General features: G+C 48.2%; 7 protein-coding genes and 1 tRNA gene. 4 read left to right on the top strand and 4 right to left on the bottom strand.

Annotated features, from left to right (window positions below):
* Positions 1-5 precede the first annotated feature (5 nt).
* Entirely contained in the window at positions 6-1,046 is a 1,041-nt protein-coding gene (lpxD, locus tag H144_RS0101435) for a UDP-3-O-(3-hydroxymyristoyl)glucosamine N-acyltransferase (protein ID WP_019940242.1), read from the bottom strand.
* A gap of 81 nt (positions 1,047-1,127) precedes the next feature.
* Positions 1,128-2,363: an HD domain-containing protein gene (locus H144_RS0101430; RefSeq protein ID WP_026350314.1), complete on the bottom strand. Its 1,236-nt coding sequence runs from the start codon at positions 2,361-2,363 to the stop codon at positions 1,128-1,130.
* Positions 2,364-2,583: 220 nt separating this feature from the next.
* On the opposite strand from H144_RS0101430, the gene H144_RS0101425 reads away from it, so the two are divergent.
* Together H144_RS0101425 and H144_RS0101420 are read left to right on the top strand one after the other, a co-directional pair.
* Positions 2,584-2,657 (top strand) — tRNA-Ile (locus H144_RS0101425).
* A 1,122-nt stretch (positions 2,658-3,779) separates the two neighbouring features.
* Positions 3,780-6,056: a T9SS type A sorting domain-containing protein gene (locus tag H144_RS0101420; protein WP_033402348.1), complete on the top strand. Its 2,277-nt coding sequence runs from the start codon at positions 3,780-3,782 to the stop codon at positions 6,054-6,056.
* Between the two features lie 175 nt (positions 6,057-6,231).
* Here the strand turns inward: H144_RS0101420 and H144_RS0101415 are convergent, their stop codons facing one another.
* Together H144_RS0101415 and H144_RS33750 are read right to left on the bottom strand one after the other, a co-directional pair.
* The gene (locus tag H144_RS0101415) at positions 6,232-10,116 is read right to left on the bottom strand and encodes a hybrid sensor histidine kinase/response regulator transcription factor (protein ID WP_229207823.1); all 3,885 of its coding nucleotides are present in this window, start codon (positions 10,114-10,116) and stop codon (positions 6,232-6,234) included.
* Positions 10,117-10,351: 235 nt separating this feature from the next.
* Entirely contained in the window at positions 10,352-11,740 is a 1,389-nt protein-coding gene (locus tag H144_RS33750; protein WP_169409360.1) for a response regulator, read from the bottom strand.
* A gap of 675 nt (positions 11,741-12,415) precedes the next feature.
* On the opposite strand from H144_RS33750, the gene H144_RS0101405 reads away from it, so the two are divergent.
* Both H144_RS0101405 and H144_RS0101400 read left to right on the top strand, forming a co-directional pair.
* Positions 12,416-12,889 (top strand): helix-turn-helix transcriptional regulator, encoded by a 474-nt coding sequence (locus tag H144_RS0101405; protein WP_019940236.1) that lies wholly within the window; start codon positions 12,416-12,418, stop codon positions 12,887-12,889.
* Positions 12,890-13,276: 387 nt separating this feature from the next.
* On the top strand, positions 13,277-18,244 hold the full coding sequence (locus H144_RS0101400) for a T9SS type A sorting domain-containing protein (protein WP_026350311.1): 4,968 nt from the start codon (positions 13,277-13,279) through the stop codon (positions 18,242-18,244).
* Positions 18,245-18,398: the final 154 nt, after the last annotated feature.

Below are 18,398 nucleotides of genomic sequence, written 5' to 3'. Positions count from 1 at the left end.
CGATGTTACTGAAAGTCGGACGTTTCCTGCTTGCGTTCCAGGTCTTTCAACCGTTCTTCCAGTTCGGGCAGCCTTCGCACCAATGCCATGGACCTCAAATGTTCGTTCAGGTCCCTGGCCGGGGAGCCGGACAGCGACAGGCCTTCCTTTTTAATGGATTTGCCGAGGCCGCTTTGTGCTCCGATTTTAGTATTGTTTGCCACCGTAATATGGCCTACCAATCCTACCTGGCCAGCGATCACGCATTGTTCGCCCACGGTGGTGGAGCCGGATACGCCGGACTGGGCCGCAATTACGGTATTTTTTCCAATCTCTACATTATGTGCGATCTGAACCAGGTTATCAATTTTCGCTCCCTGGCGGATAATGGTCGAGCCCATCGTCGCGCAATCGATCGTTGCGTTCGACCCGATGCTGACATTATCTTCAATGATCACATTTCCCAGCTGCGGGATGGTTTTATAGCTTCCGTCGGGCTGCGGTGCGAAGCCGAAGCCGTCGCTGCCGATGACGGTATTGGCAAAAATCGTGCAATTCTTCCCGATGATGGTGTTATCGTAAATTTTAACACCGGGATGGATCACCGAATAGTCGCCCACCTCGACGCCGTCGCCCAGCCAGGCTTGAGGGTAAATCTTTACATTTTTACCGATTACGCAGTTCTTGCCGATATACGAAAAGGCACCGCGGTAGCAGTTCTCCCCGGTCTCGCTGTTTTCTCCGATAAAGCTGGGCTGTTCTACGCCCGACTTGCTGCCGGCGATCCGTTTCTGGTATTCTTCAAGCAGGATGGTAAAAGCGGTGTAGGCATTATCGACGTAGATCAACGTCGCGGAAATATCTTTTTTGGGAACAAAATCTTTATTGACAATTACAGCCGAAGACAGTGTGGAGTAGATATAAGGCTCATATTTGCTGTTGGCCAGAAAAGAAATACAACCCGGCAGGCCTTCTTCAATTTTTGCAGCCGAATTAATTGTAATCTGATCATTTCCAACAACAGTTCCATTCAGCATCTGAGCAATCTCGCTGACAGTAAATTTCATATTTTATCGGCTAATTTCGGGTAATGGTATTCGAGTACGTTGTAAAAATTATTAATTCGGCTTTTCTTTTTAGCGTCCTGATTAACCACGCAAAGATACATTTTTACCCCAACATACATAGTACTTGCGTACAATCTTAGTCAGGGCCTCGATGGTCGGAAGATCGGATGCATCGGCAGTATCGAGCAAAGCCCCGCTTTTCATTTTCACGCGGATAGGGTCCTGCTCCTTGGCATAGGCGGAGTTGGTGGTTTCGCCCGTGATCAGGAAGTAGTCCATATGCTCCGCAGGCACGCCGGCCGCCGTAAGATGTGCTCTCAACGGCGCCAGCACCTCCTCGCCCGGAGGTTCATTGAAAAAACTGATTTTAAACAGGTTACGATTAAGCAGCATCTCGCACAAGGTCGACAATACAAGGTCCGGGTGATTTTTCCATCCTTTCACAGATGCCCATACGTCGTTATCGTCCAATCCGTTGAATGCTTCCAGCAAATCGGGCTGCTGGTAGAAATCAGCGAGGGTAAAACGGTTATAGAGAAAGCGTGCGAAGTCCGGCGTGGCAAATAGCTGGTCGCCATTTGCGGCGAGCTCGCGGGCGCGGTGCATGATCTGCGTGAGCATGGCCTGCGCGCTCAGGAGCGTCTTGTGCAGGTACACCTGCCAGTACATGAGCCGGCGCGCATGCAGGAAATTTTCGATGCTTAACAGCCCTTTTTCTTCCACCACCAGCTGGTCCTGGCTCACATCCAGCATTTTGATCAGCCTGTCGGCGCCGATGGCACCCTCCACCACGCCGGAGTAGAAACTGTCGCGGTTCAGGTAGTCCATCCGGTCCATATCGAGCTGACTGGAAATCATCTGATGGAAAAACCTGCGGGGATAAGTGCCTTCGAACATCTGGATGGCAATATCGAGCCGGCCGTTCATTTGGCGGTTAAGGTCCTTCATCATGGCGAGGGTGATCGCTTCGTGCGGCACGTCGGGGATCACCACGCTTTCGAGTACGTGGGAAAAAGGCCCGTGGCCGAGGTCGTGCAGCAGAATGGCCGCCTGGGCCGCTTCCATTTCCAGTTCCCAGATCAGATTTCCTTTCTCCTGCAATACCCGCAAAGCCTGGCTCATGAGGTGCATGGCGCCCAATGCGTGATGGAAACGTGTGTGCAAGGCCCCCGGGTAAACGATGTCGGCCAATCCCAGCTGCCTGATCCGGCGCAAGCGCTGGAAGTAAGGATGATCGACCAGGTCGTAGAGCAGGTCCGACCCGATGGAAATAAACCCGTAAACCGGATCGTTAATGATTTTCCTTTTATTCAAAATCAGTTTTTTGGCAAAAGTAATAAACAACCAACGGACAAAAGAAGCTATTCTTATTGTATTCGTTTGGAGATTTGAACCGTTTCGCTAATTTTGCATTCCAAATGGGCGTTAAAAACGGGCCAGCAGCTCACAAAGCGTTTGTCCAGTCAGCAACAGCGACTGACCGCACGGCAGCCGCTCATAATCAGCAGGTACCAGCGCCTCATTTGAATATTGAAAAGGGCCTATAGCTCATTCGGTTAGAGCAACTGACTCATAATCAGTAGGTGCCTGGTTCGATCCCAGGTGGGCCCACTTGAAAATCAAGCACTTACGAGTTAGACCTCGCTAAGTGCTTTTTTATTTGCAAACATTTTGATGGGAAGTTTTTAGCAAGTCAAGAGAAACAATCCAGCTTCTGTTGTCCTGAAAACGTTAACAGGTGTGGGGTATGCCAGAGGTGCAAACAGCCCCAATAAAAAATCAAATCTCCCGGAAAGTCCGGGAGATTGACCTTCACTCAACGTTTCCCGAAGCCTCGGCTAAGACTTTCGGATCATCCATTGAGTCTCAACGTAGTCCCCTATTCTATCACAAGGGTACCTGTGTGGCTCGAGCTTTGTGCCGGAACTCCTGTATTCGACCCCAGGGCTGGCCCCTGAGGGTTTGTAGTAAATATTGCATGGGTTCACTGATCACGAATCTTTGGTGTTGGCAGTTGCGAACAATCCTCCATGATTACTTCACTTTAGAAGACTTATTCCTGATCTGGATAAAACTTTGGCCCCAATCTATCGGCACAAGTGGTCAGCGCTAAAACATATGCCAAAAGTAAATTGTATCTCATTTGCTGAATGCTCTGTTGATGGAACGGAAAACTTTTGATATAAAAGTCCATCAATCTATTAAAGGAGTGGTATTGAAATCTTGCCTCATAACGGTAGTTATTCTGTCAAGTGAGAATAACCTGCTGGCTTATATGCTTTCACCTCATATTCTTTGGCTTGAACCTGCTCGGTGGCAAGTTCTATTTATGAAGTTAAAACATTGCGTCTGGTTAAATGCGGCCTCATCATTTTCACGGTCAATCTAAATTCAGCCCGTCTCAATTTACTTTTTGACAAGATTGTGCCGGTTCTTTGATAAGATCACTGCCTATCCATGTCCTAACATTTTTTGAATATTACAATGATTCAAAATAGTCACCCTGCGCCCTGGAGAATAACAAAACTGCCGGCATGTGAAATAAAAGCATTTTGCAATGCGAGGAGGATTTAATTTAAACGGCCGCTTTGCCTGACCCCTGTAACGCAGTCGAAACTACCGCTAAAATCCAGAATCAAATCAACATCAGACTTGACTTAATTCTGATGTTGAGCCCTTCTATAAATGAATCAAGGCTATTGATTTACACACCACTTTAAACTTCTCAATTAAATGAAAAAAGTCTATTGTATTAAACCATTTTTTAAAGGTGCATTGGCAATTTGTACGTATTTGATGGGCGTTCCCGTTAGCTGGGGACAAGAACCTACGGCATTTACCTGCACCAGCAGCGCGTATCAGGTGAGCGGGCCAAACACCGGCAACTCCACGCTTTACTCTTACAACGTATCAACGGGCACTCAAACGATAATAGGTGCATTGCCGGCAAGAATTAATGCTATCGGTTACAACACGCTCGACAATTACATTTGGGGTATCAATGTCCTGACTAATCAGGTTGTGAAGATCGGAGCGAATGCCGCCCTGTCCACGTATTCAGTTCCTAATTTACCTGCTCCGACGGTCACCCCATACTACAATGTCGGAGAGGTTTTTGGAGACGGCTATCTATTCATATACAGCAGGCTGGCAGCGAGATATTACGTAATCGATATTAATCCCGCCAGAACATCGACTTATCTGCAATTGGTTGATCCCACAGCTTCTTATGCATTGGATACCGCTCCGTTCGGAAATACTTTTGCCGGCGTAAGCAGTCTGGATATATCAGATATTGTCTATGACGCTTCAAACGGGCTGTTACATGGTATTATCGACGCCCAAAGTGCAACCAACGCATACCGCAGATTTACCATCAACCCGGTAACGCAGCAGGTAACAATCACCCCAACCACCGTCGCCGGAGGCGGGATACAAAATAATGAAAAGGTAGCTTTTGGTTCAATTTTTATTGATCAGACGCCCAATACATTTTATGTGTTTGCCAATACATTGGGAGGATTCTACCGGGTCGATGTAACAACCAATACCGCCACACTCATTTCAACGGCTTTAACCGGGGGAGCAAACAATAATGACGGGGCGAGCTGCCCTAATGCGCTCCTGGTAACCTCTATTTCGGGTATGGTATTGCATGACCCGGATGGAGGAAACGTTAACAACAGCACAGGGAACGCCAATTCAGTTCCCTCCGGGCTTTATGCCAATCTGATCGGCACTGACGGAAATGTTGTTGCTGTCGCTCCTGTAAACTCATCCGGATTTTACGGATTTAATAATATTCCTGTCGGAAATTACTACGTAGTCCTAAGCACAACAAATGGTACGCCGGGAACCCCTGCCCCACTGCCTGAACTTCCGGCAGGCTGGGCAAATACGGGAGAATTTATCGGACCTGAAAATACAGGAAACACAGCCCCAGCAGATGGAATAAGCCCTGTGTTTACGGTAGGCGGAAATAGTACCGACATTAACTTCGGAATCCAGCAGCCCCCAGTTGCCGATGTCAAATCGTATCTGGTGCCCAACGCGGCGTTTAGCGCCACCCCAATTGCCGGGTATCCGTCTTTACCAGGTTACCAGTCTATTCCGGCATCCTCGGCAAATTTGACGGGCTACCCCACTGGCGGCGCACTTTCGGGTTCCGATCCGGAAGACTGTGCAGGCCCCGGCACCTGTAACACCGGGACGGGTACCACTTTCAATATCGAGACCATCAACGGATCTACTGAATTGTATTACGACTTTGGAGCAGGCCCAGTAGCCATAGATGTTTCTGGCGGCCCCGTAAGTATTTCAAACTTCGACGTTGCGAAACTAGTGATCTACGGAATAACCGGAAGTGGCACAGGCGGTAACCTCATTGGTTTCACCTATTCCCTTACAGACAACGCCGGAGCAACAAGTTCCAGCGCGGCCTACTCCATTGAGACGGAAAGCCCGATGCCGGTAACACTGGTCAGCTTCAAAGCCCGTCTGGAGAGCAACACCGTGAATTTGACATGGATTACATCCAGCGAAGAAAACAGCAAAGGTTTTGAGATCGAGCGGAGCACCAACGCATCCGTCTGGGCCCGGATAGGGTTTGTACAATCCATTTCTCCCGAAGCAGGCAGCACGAATCAACTTGACTATCGCTTCACAGATCTTGCCCCTCTGCAACGTAAGAGCTATTATCGTCTGAAGATGATCGATTTTGACGGTAAATACACCCACAGCTCAGTAAGAGTGATCACCGCTGAAAATGGCGCGTCCGTCCATGCTTTTCCGAATCCGGCTATGGATGAGTTGACTATCGACGGCTTAACCGGCTCGGAGACGGTTAAGGTCCTGGATATTTTCGGGCGTACATTGGTAGAAAGTTCTAACAACGAAGCAGAAGTCAGAAAAACACTTGACATCAGGCATCTTCCAAATGGAACATACCTGATCAATATTAGAATGCCGGACGGCACTTCGGTGTCACAAAAATTGATCAAAAGCAAATAGAACCAACATATCGAGTAACCCCAGAAAATGTGTATTTTCTGGGGTTATTTTCTATTTGAATCTACTGTTGCCGAGCTTATCATTAATGTAAACCAGGATAGCTTCTTCTGAACAAGTAATACAAAGCAATATATCGAAGCTTGCAAGTCTTCGAACTCCAAGAAAATTGATCTGCTTACACGGAGTTGCTCTTCCTAACTTCGCTGGGATTTAGACCAAAAACCTTTTTAAACTCGTTGCTGAAATGCCTTGCGCTGTCATATCCAACTATTGAAGCTACTTCACTGACGTTGTAAACACCCGATTCCAGTAATTTTTTCGCCTCATTGAACCGGATCGTCTTCACAAAATCGTTGACCGTCATCCCTGTCAGCGAACGAACCTTCCGGTACAGAACTGACACACTCATCCCAGCCTGTTTCGCCAGTTCGTTGACCCCAAAGTCTGAATCGGATATACTTTCCGTGACCATATATTTCAGCTTCACAATGAAAGCTTCGTTTACATCCTGTGCGATGCTGCGGCCGGGATCCGGATCTTCTGCAGAAATCGAACTTCTATACCGCTCTTTTTGCTCATCCCGTAAGCGGATCAGATTGTTGACCTTTAATTGTAAAACCCGTGAGTCGAATGGTTTGATCAGATAGTCGTCTGCACCTGCCCGCAAACCTTCGATGACCTGCTCGCTTTGCATCCGGGCCGTCAGCAAGAGTACCGGGATGTGCGAGGTCGCTAAATTGGTTTTCAGCCGCATGCTCAAATCCAGACCATTCATTTCGGGCATCATCACATCGGATAAAATAATATCGGGAAGATGTTCTTCGGCCAATTCCAGACCCCGAAGCCCATTTTCTGCTTCCAGAACGTTGTAATTTGCGTGAAAAAGATCCCTGATAAATGCGCGCAGCTGCTCGTTGTCCTCAATGATCAGGATCGTGTTAGATCGTTTCGCAGATACAATGTCGGTTCTGGCAGGTACCCCCGTGGCATTGATTAGTTCACCGCTCAGAAGGCCAGTATCTTGCATCCCAATCTGATCTGGAGAGAAATGGCGGTTTTCTCGCAGCAAACGGATCGTTAACGAAGTACTTCCAGGCCTTGAATCAGTGGCAAGCCGACTTTCGGCGGTAAGATAACCGTGATGTTGCTCTACAATACTTTTAGACAGGGCAAGCCCTATTCCGTAACCCGGCTTCCCAGAGTCGGCCTGATAGTAATAGGTAAACAGCTTCTTCAAATGCTCCTCTGAAATACCTTTTCCGGTATCTTCTATGGTTATGGCTACTTCATTGGACATTTCAACAATTCGTACCGTCACCTGCCCACCCTCAGGCGTAAACTTGTAGGCGTTGCTCAGCAAATTATAGAACACCTTCTGCATTTGGGCGATGTCCAACCAAAGAAGGACGGGGGTATCCTGACAAACAAGTGATGTGTTGATTCCCTTTTCCCTGGCGATATGCTCAAATGCAGCTATAACACTGTTTACAATCCTGATCACGTCGTGTTGTTGCACCCGGAGCTGGACGCCGCCGCTCTGGATTTTACGAAAATCTAGCAATTCGTTGACCAGCAACATCAGCCGGTCTGAGCTGTCCCTGGCATAATTTACGTAATCAGCAGGATTTTCCCCTTCGTTCAGTTGCTGGTGGGCCTGCTCCAATGGCCCGCTGATCAGCGAAAGGTGAGTCCGGATCTCGTGCGAAACGTTCGTAAAGAAGTCCAGTTTGGCCTGGTTCATCGCCGTTTCTTGCCTAAATGAAGACCGTAACCAGAAGAAACGGTTGACCGCATATATGCTCGCGGCTGCTGCAATGAAATAAAAAAGATAGGCATACCAGGTTTTCCACCAGGGCGGCAGGATGGTGATTCTCAACTGCAATGGTTCTTTTACCCAGAAACCATCTCCATTGGCAGCTTTGACCTGAAAAGTATAAGTTCCCGACGGCAAATTTGTGTAGGTAGCGGAAGGTATCCTGACGTAATTCCAATCTCGGTCTATGCCGTCGATTTTGTACGCATAGTTGTTATGAGCAGAGCGAACATAATCCAGCAGCGCGAAATCGATCGTAAAAATACTCTGGTCATGCCGGAATGTAACCTCCTTGGTTTTCCAGAAAGGTTCCGGCAAAAGCCCGGTACTGTCGCCGGTGACAACTTCCTTGTTATACAGTTTTAGAGAAGTCAGCCTGATGGGAGGAATATTTTCATTCAAAGCAATAGCCGCCGGGTCAAACGAGAACATTTCCTGATTTGTCTCAAAATAAAGGCGCCCATCCGCGTCATGAACGCCGGTAGCTTGGATCAACTGGCTATTTTGGGGTAAACCGTCATCGTAGCCATAAGACTGAACCCTCCTATTCTTGGGGTTGTACCTCAGAAGCTGTTGGGCAGAATTGAGCCACAGGTAACCCTGATTATCCGGTACCACGTCCTTTATATTGCCTCCGGGAACGTCTTTGTTTGGTTCAAACCGGTTGCCTTTGGGTAAATATAAAAAAAGTGAGGAGGTTCCCGCCGCCCAGATGTCTCCATACTGATCTTCGGCTATCCGCCAAAAGTAGTTGGTTATCTCCTGCCCAACAGAGATTTTCTCCAGCGGTGGCGCTTGTGCCGAACCATTGCCTGGATTGATCCGATAAATTTCGTTCGCACAACCGATCCAGATATTCCGCCGCGAATCTTCGAAAATATGACGGACGCTGATGTCCGGCCGGGTTTGCTTAACAAATGTTCCCCGCTTTTCATCAAACAGAAGCAGGCCATAATACCCCCCGATCCAGAAACGTCCGTTGCTATCCTTTAAAATGGTGAAAGTCCTGGCATTTACAGGGGTAGTGGCACCTTCAATCGTAAGCGAGTAATGCTTGTAATTTCCTGTGCGTAGGTTAAAACTTGTCAATACCGCATTGCCTGCGGCCCAAAACACATCATTTTCATCGAGATAGAATGAATAATAATCGGCGCCTACGGGAAGTTTTAATGTGAATACTGAGGGGTTCTTACCGTAAATATCGAAGACCAGAAGCTTATCCTGGTTAGCAGAAACAGCCCAAATTTTTTTGGATTTGCCTTTTCCCAGCCAAGCGTTAGAGAACGAACGAATGCGCAAATCATCGGGGCCGAATGGCCAGGTAGTGAATCTGGGGGAGTCAAAATGGAGATAGCTGACACCGGTGTAAAAGGAACCACTCCACACGCCACCCTGCCGGTCCCTGAACAAGGAGAAAATCGAGGTGTTGGCTATGGTATTGGGGTCGCCGGGTCGATTAGTGTACCAATCGGCTTTCAAAGTGACGGGGTCTACATGCGCAAGACCTGAATACGTCGCTATCCAGTATTTGCCTCTGCCATCAGGCACCATTTTGGAGGCACGGGGAAATTCCCCGTTGGGAGCCCGGAGGGTTTCCAGGAATTTAAACTCCTCAGAATTCGGGTCAAATTGATATACCCCCCCATTTGTTCCCACCCATATGGTACCCTTATTGTCCGCGTAGGCGAAAATGAGTTCATTTACCTGAACTTCTGACTTTTGTGTCGGAATTCGGTACAGCTTCGGCTTGCTCCCGTCATTTCGCATCTTCACCAGTCCATCAGCAGTTGCCATCCAGATCATGCCGGCGTTATCTTCGGAAAGTGATCTTACCAGCAAGGTTAGGCCGGAGAATTCAGTTAGCAAATGCCGCGTGATCTTTATCTTACCGTGGTCGTTTATAATTCGTGACAAGCCATGCTGGGTACCTGCCCAGATTTGCTTTTTCCGGTCTACCAAAACGCAGTTTACAGAACTGTGCGAGAGGGAATTAATGTTCGATGAATCATGTTCAAACTGCCTAAAACTGTCTGTATTCGGGTCATAGCGAAATAAACCGGATGTCGTCGAAGCGATCCAGAGATTTCCCTCGGGATCAGTCAGCAGGTCTCTTATAAACTTCGGATTGTTCAGCTTGTCGGACCGGTATACGCTGAACGTTCGGCCATCGTACCTGTAAAGTCCCGCTTCGGTACCAAACCACATAAATCCCTGTTCATCCTGCGTAATCCCTAATGTGGTGGACAACGCAACTCCGTTTACTTCCCGGAAATTCTTAAAAACCTGTCCGTATGCACTAGCAAAAAACACTAACGAGCAGACCATTATTGACATTACACGCTGATAGACCGGCATATTGAAAGGGCGGCTGTAGGGGATCTTTCTTAGGACGAGCAAGCAGAGACCACACAAATTCATAGTGGCAAATATATGTTAAGTTCGCAGATGGTCGAAAGAAGCTTAGTCGCGAGAAAGACAGCAGTCAATTACCTCCGGACTGATTTCGAACTTTACTAGGGTTTTTCCCATGAATCCTTTTGAATTCGTTGCTGAAATAGCGGACACTCTCGTAACCTACCATCAACGCGACCTCATTTACCTGGTAACCACCTGACTCTAAAAGCTGAAGGGCCCTCTCCATTTTAACAGTCTTCATAAAATCGTTAACGGTCATACCCGTTAACGATCGTACTTTGCGATACAAAACCGACACGCTCATGCCGACTTGAAATGCCAATTCGTTAACACCAAAATTGGGCTGAGAGATGTTTTGTATCAGCAAACTACGAAGCTTTTCAATAAATTCTTCGTTGGCACCGGACGTTATCCATTCATTTGAACCAGCAGACTGGCCATTTCCATTTAAACCCTTGGTTACCGTACGGGCATTGATCAAATTTTGTATTTTTAGTAACAAAATGTTGATGTCGACAGGCTGAACCAGGTAGTCATCCGCCCCAGCCCGAAGTGCCTGAATTACCTGGCCCAATGCATTTTGTCCGGTCAGAAGGATAATCGGAATATGAGCTGTACGCGTATCCGCCTTTAACTGGCTGCAAATTTGTATCCCACCCTGTTGCGGCAGTTCCACATCACATAAAATTAGGTCAGGGAGATTGATAAGCGCCAACTTTAAACCGTCGGGACAGTTCGAAGCTTCCATCACCTGATACTTTCGGGAAAGCAGTTCAGACTCAAACGCTCTGAGTTCCTCATTATCCTCAATGAGCAATACGCTATAACGTTTCTCCGCCCGCGCCGAAGGCTCCGGCTCGTTGATTTCGTCGTCGTGAAAGCCCGGGGAATCTTTGAAAACGGCTTCGTCCATAGCGAGTTCGTTGCGAGAAAAACGGCTGCTGCCCGTTGTGGCGCCCGGCGGGAAAAGAGTTTGGCCATCCCATTCTCCATCATTGTTCAGGCCCCCGTTTTCCATCGTTTCGTAGGCGAGGAACCCGTTCAAAAGCTGGATGAGCTGCTGCGAGTTACTCCTGGCTTGCCCCAAATGATGTCTTGCCATCTGATCATCTGTCACCAGACGAAATGCCTTTTCGATACGCGCGTCGATGAGTGAAAGATGTGTGCGTGCATCCCGGGATATTTTTGCGAAATGGTCTACCTTGGTTTCGTAGCGCTCGCTCGTTTCCTTTAGGGCTGCCTTCACTCGAAGTAACCGTAAGTGCAAGTGAATAACGCCTCCCAAAACCACAACGCAGCAAAACACCCAATACCACTCTTGCCACCATGGGGAATGAGCTCTCAAAAATCGTATGCTATCGCCTTCTACAACCTGTCGTAAAATTCCGATAGGAACCTGCTCGTATTGCAAGCAGAAGATGCATAGCAACAATTCGATGAAATAGACAGATTTCAATGCAGGTAGTCGGATGGTGTGTCGAATTTTTTCTCATTCAACTGAGGTAGGGCAAACTTAAACACCTCGAATCAATTTGCATTTAGTGGTTTATGGTGCAAACCAGTTTATACAAGAAACATGCACATAATTGACAAGATAATGACCAAGATATGTAGCGCGACGCGCCAAGACACGGGTCCTAAAACGTTATAGCCATCCGTTTTTTTGCGGCATCCTTATCGATACATGAGACTCACCTGGTAGTAGAAAATACTCAATAAGGTATAGCCCAGCAAATAGGCGTGATTGGGGTAAGTTTCACTAGCTGTCGCCGTGCAACACGGATATTATAGTAAAGCGGAAGATTTCCTGATAAAGTGCCGATAATATAATCGTACAAAATTGACAACATTTCAATCATTCCCTTTCCAATGAAATAGAAATATTGCGATGCCAATTAATACAAGATAAAATGTATTTTGAATGATGAGCTCATCTCCCGTCTACGTAAACGTAGACTTAATTGCTGTTGTTGATTACCGGCCTTTGTTCAGAAAAGGTTTCAGGTATATTTTGTCCAAAACACGTAAATCCTTGACTGTAATCGAAGCGTCCAGTTGTCAGGAGCTAGAAAAAAAGTACGCCGGACAAGAACCGGAAATCATTTTTTTCTCGGGGGCAGGTCACTCAGACTTGGAAATCATTAACCTGGCCAACCGACTGAGGCGATATAGCCAGTTCGCGGGGATTGCCGTTTACGATAACCGCAGGTCCCTGGACTTCCTTATTACATTTTTTCAGGACAGTATCGGAGGATACCTGCCCGAAGATTTCGATGAGCGTGACCTGGATATGTGCATCAATTCACTAGCGGCCGGGCTGCATTATGTTAACAGCGAAATAGCCTACCGGCTTATTACCCAAAAACGTTCCAGTCATAAACAACCGCGTACAATGGCGCTCTCAGGGCTGGAAAGAAAGGTTGCCGGCTGCCTGATAAGGGGAATGACCACCTCCGAAATAGCCCATACATTGGATCGGAGAAGCTCAACGATCAGCACTGTCAAATCGAACATTTACAGAAAGACAAAAGTGCATAATATCATAGACCTTGCCGAAACGCTCAAAAACCAGGATACTTCGCTGGAAATTTCGGTCGACAAATGAGCTCCGCCGGATGGTTAGGGGGCAACATCCAACTTCGAAGGTCAGTTTGAACAAAAAAACGCACATCATTGACAAGATTACCACACGCCAGTTGCAAACAATGCAGAAATATTTGCAACTACGATCAACAAATTTCAAAGTTTCAAATATAACTATGTCTACATAACTATAAACGCCCCAATCCGACGTCCCTTGCCATGATTGCCTTGTTGGATTCGAAAAGATTCTACTAAACACCGATCTTAACGCACCTACGTATATAGCAATTCGTTTGCCATATGCATGAGCCTTTTTTGCCCTAGTTTTTCGCTATATACACTTAGTTACTGCTCAAAATCCCCCTCATCCAACGCAACGGATTGATTTTTTCAATTAAACAACCAACATATGAACAAAAAGTTACGAAGTGGCTTGGCGGCTCTTGCACTGACGATGCTTGGCCTTTCCGGGACCAAGGCACAGTCACCCGGGGGCATCTCCGCCAACTTGAAGATCTGGCTCAGACCAGAGACTTTCTCCCCGTCCACCTGGACAGATGCGTCAGGATCAGGCAACGATTTCACGCAATCCAATGCCAGCCGGCAGCCATTCCTGGCATCGTCTCAAGAATTGTACAATTTCAATTCGGCCGTTGACTTTGGTACGACCGGCTCCGACGCCCGGTTTATGGTAGTACCGGCAGGGAGGCCTTATAGCGCAAATGGCACTAGCAGTACACTCTTTACCATGTCGCTCAATCGAAATGTTTCGGGTTATTCGGACATCATCGGCTTTGGCGCAACAACAACAGGCACCGGGCTTATCAATGCAAATTCGCCGGTTTTTACTAATCTGTCTTCTAACGTTGTCATTTATCCTTACATTACCAATGCGGGATTACCGCAGGTAGAGGTCGGGAAAATGTACCTGAATGACGTCTCCTTCACCGTGGGTACAGCGGGGATTAAATATGGGCAGAACGGGCAGAACGGCACAGTGAACAACACGTTCACCGCCGGCAATGCAGATCACGCCAATGGCGCTGTGCTGGGCTCTCAGCCGGAGGTCAGAAACGGTCTGATAGGCGAAGTGATTGCCTACGAGCGCGATCTGACCGAAGCAGAAAAGATCCGCGTAAGGAGTTATCTTGCTATCAAGTACGGCCTCACATTGCCCCATGACTATATTGCCAGCGATGGTACGACCATTTTCTGGAACCAGGGCACGAACACAGGCTACAACAATAACATTGCAGGTATAGCCCGTGATGCGGGGAGTCTGCAAAACCAGAAGCAGTCAAAAAGTGTCAACGACGGCAAACAGGTGCTGATTTCCACAACCGGCCTGGCCGACGCGAATGCCGTGAATTCTGTGGAGCTCGCCCCGGGCCAGTTTTTGGCATGGGGTGATAACGGTCTGCCTAAAGCCCCAGCAGTAGCCCTTTCTGGTCCGGGCATCAATTTCCGGTTTGCCGCGATCTGGAAAGTTCAGCGGACCGGAAGCGTTGGTACGGTCCGCATTGCGTGGCCGGCAGGATTGACAAATCTGAAACTGATCCAGAGCTCTGATGAGACTATCGATAGCTCCGATCCCTCGACCGACATGAGCGCAACGCAGACTGTTAACGGTATCTCTTACAATTATGCGGATGTCAGCCTAGCAGACGGGCAGTTTTTCACATTCGCAGCCTTCGTACAGGCTCCGGGCGGAGTAGCAGCAAACCTTCTGATGTGGCATAAAGCCAACGACGGTGCTAACCCGGCCGGTCCTAAAAATGTATGGAAAGACATGTCCGTTAATGGGAGGGACGTTTCCCAGAATAATAATGCAGCCTACCAGCCAAGCCTGATAACAGATGCAACACATGCTGCTGACAGCAAAACCTATTCATTCAATTTCAATCCATTCTATTACTTCGACGGTTCCAACGACTTTCTCTATCGCGACAACGATGCCTATTTTCCGTCGCAGACCAGTCCAGGCTCAACTTATGGCGTCATGTACAACTCGGCTTCGGGCGGTTTCCGGACAGCTTACGGCTGGGGCGACGATGACCCGAACCTCGTGCGTGGCGATAACAATTATTATGTGGCCCGCGACAACGGAGTGACGATCAATGAGAATGTAGGCTTGAATACAACCCCTGCCCACATAGGGGGAATGGCATGGAAAGGCAGCGGCGCTGCGAACAATGGCATGTACCTCAATCTGAACGGCAAGATTTACAGCAGTACCAACACGAATATCGGCAATATTAACGACGCCAATAATTTCGCAATTGGTTCCGAAGGCATTAGCCTGACCGGAAACGGTAACGAATTGTATCAAGGAGGAATTTCCGAGGTCTTTGCGTACAGCACAGATCATCAGAACTCCGCAGGTGATGAAAAGCAGCGGATTAATTCGTACCTGGCCATCAAGTACGGCATTACGCTGAGCAACGATGCGGAAACGGGTGTGCCCAATTACCTCAGTAGTAAATCTGCGGTAATCTGGAATGCTGCGACCAATGCGGGTTACAATAACAACATCGCCGGTATCGCCAGGGACGAGAACAGTGCCTTGCATCAGAAGCAATCTTTCAGCGCCAATGCAGGCCAGCAAGTGACCATCGGGACTACCGGCTTAGGCAATACCAATGAAGGCAATACAGCAGGCCTTACCGAAGGCCAGTTTTTGATCTGGGGCGACAATGGCCTAGCCAAAGCTCCGGGTAATTACAGTGCGGGACTAGGCCACGGCGTTAATTTGCTTTTTAAAGCCATCTGGAAGGTGCAGAATACCAGCAGTGTTGGAACTGTCAGGATTGCCTGGCCCACCGGCTTGAATAACCTGACACTCGTGCAAAGCGGTGACGAAACATTCGACGGTTCGGATACCTTTACGCCAATGGCTTCTAATAGTCAAACGATCAACGGGGTAACTTATAACTACGCGGATGTCACTTTGTCAAACGCCCAGTATTTCACTTTCGCGACGGCTGTTGAACATGCGCCGGGTGGCGTATTCGCTGGACTTTCTCATTGGTACCGTGCCGATATAGACGCGGTAAATACGGGTGACGCGACGGATCTGACTTCCTGGACGGACTATGCATCAGGTGTAATTTCAACACAAATCGCAGGTTCTCCGCTTCCCAAATTCAAAACGGGAGCAGCAGATTATTTCAACTTCAATCCGGGAGCAAACTTCACGGCGACTAACCAAAAGATCGGTAACATCGGTGTTCAAACGCTGTCATCACTGAATTTCGACATCTTTACCTTGACCAAAGAAGGCATGGGTGGAGGCGGAAGATTCTTCAATATAGGAATGGATAACACCACTTTCAACGGCACCAACTGGGATCAGCCCGGGTTATACGAAAGTGGGGCATTTGCCAGACGCACTAACACCGGTAATCTGGTAGTAAACGGCGGCATTGGCGGCGGAAATCCAAATTTTGCTACCAACGCCCCAAGCATCATGTACCATACTTTCACCAACACCAGTGTAAGTAAAGGACTTAACGGAGCGAACAACGGAACCCCTTACGTCCATGGTGCAATAGGCGAAGTCACTGGAGGCCACATCTTCGGCGCCAACAATGGTGCGGGGTCTTCGGGGGACGATGGCGGCTTCATTGGTAGCATAGGAGAAACCATTATTTACGGTGCAGGTATCATTACCGCGGCCGAACGTAATAAAGTGGATTCCTACCTGGCGGTTAAATATGGCGTTACGCTTAGCAACACCAACAACTACATTACATCTGCCGGAGACACAATATGGTATGCCGCTTCGAGCGCTTCGTTTTACAACAACGTGGCAGGTTTAGGTAGAGACGACATCTCGGATTTGCACCAGAAACAAAGCCGCAGCCAGCATGCCAATACCAACAACCAGGTTACTATCGGATTGGGACAAATTGCTGCCACCAACACTGCAAACCCTGGCACAATCGCCAACCGCCAATTCCTGATCTGGGGCGATAATGGCCAAACGCAGGCGATGACCAACAGTAGCAGCAGCTATTCCGCATTTCTGTACAATGGAAGCACGGACAACGGCCGCATGACGAAACGGGCGTGGAAAGTCCAGAATACCGCTATGGGGCAGGAAGTGCTGATCCGCTTCCCGCAGGCGTCGGTAGGTAGCACAACTTTCCCTAGCGAAGGATGCAGTCAATTTGTCTTGATTCTGGCCGATGACGCCGGGTTTACTACAAACCAGTACGTGGTGGCGCTGACACAAAACGGGACCGATTACGAGGTGAGACATACATTCCCGGCAGGGGTCAGTTATTTCGCTTTTGGTAAGGTAAACGGATGGGCCCCGGGCGTGGTACAACTTCCCGCCACGGTCACTGCTGCGCCAGACTTCTCGACTTGTGCTTCCAATAGTTGGTACTATGCGAAACAAACAGCGGGCACCGACAAATACCTTGCTGTCCAAGGTATGACACCTGCCCAGCTGAACAACCTCAACGTAATCATAGACCCGGCAGGTGCAGAGTTTAATGGTACAATCCATACCAGATTAATGCCTCGCGTCGCCACGGTGGTCGATGCGGGAACTGGCACGTACACAGGCGTAAAAGTGCGGGTGTATTACAGCCAGAGCGAATTGGATGCAACCATTGTTGGAGGAGCTAAAAGAAATGGCTGGTTCAAGTTTGAAGGCGATGCCAACGCTGCCCGTGCGGACATCAATGCAGACGGCCTCCTGAACCCGGCAAATGCAATAGAGCTCGTTCCAAGTCGCACTGGTGTAGAGGATGGTATTAAATACGTTGAGTTTGATAACATTACCTCATTTTCTTCATTCGTCTACATTTCAACAACGAATGAAACGGCGCTACCTGTCACACTCATACGATTCGACGCGGCGAAAAGAGGCAACTCTGTATTGTTAACGTGGGATACTTCTGAAGAATCGTCCAATAAAGGTTTTGAAATCCAACGCGGCGGCGTGAACATTGGCTGGCAGACCGTAGGTTTCGTGGGAGGTCAGACAGAAGATGGTAACAGCAACGCACTGCTGCAATACAGATTTTCGGATGAGACTCCACAAGCAGGCAAGAACTACTACCGCCTGAAACAACTGGATTGGGATGGCAGCTATCAATACAGCCGTATTGTCGTCGTAGATTTTCCGACGGCTACGACGAGTCTGGTGCTGTATCCAAACCCGGTTACGGATGGCAACATTAACCTAGATTTGCCGGAAAACGGTATGCTCGAAGTGAAGATTTTTAATCTCTCGGGCCAGCAGGTGAGAACTTTCAAACAAAGCGGTCGTGTTCTGAACGTGAAAGGACTTTCATCGGGCAAATACGTTCTCCGAACAGTTTCAAGGAATGGCCAAGTTTATGAAAAGACATTCATTATCCCATAAGGCAAATTGTTAGTATTTGCAACCCTGGTAGCAACTATCACCGTATAGTTGCCACCGGGGTTTTTTGTCATTAATGTGACGGACCTTTTATTGCCACCATAACTAACTCCTAGTGCAAGGAATTTATTTGGGAACTGTTATGCAGAAATTTGTA

This window comes from Dyadobacter beijingensis DSM 21582 (assembly GCF_000382205.1).
GTDB lineage: Bacteria > Bacteroidota > Bacteroidia > Cytophagales > Spirosomataceae > Dyadobacter > Dyadobacter beijingensis.
Note: the sequence above shows the minus strand (reverse complement) of the source record. Positions and strands in the feature narration are given on the sequence as shown.

Bases quoted from the DNA above. Each gene is read 5' to 3' on its own strand.
- lpxD (WP_019940242.1), bottom strand. From the start codon at position 1,046: ATGAAATTTACTGTCAGCGAGATTGCTCAGATGCTGAATGGAACTGTT.
- H144_RS0101400 (WP_026350311.1), top strand. From the start codon at position 13,277: ATGAACAAAAAGTTACGAAGTGGCTTGGCGGCTCTTGCACTGACGATG.
- H144_RS0101420 (WP_033402348.1), top strand. From the start codon at position 3,780: ATGAAAAAAGTCTATTGTATTAAACCATTTTTTAAAGGTGCATTGGCA.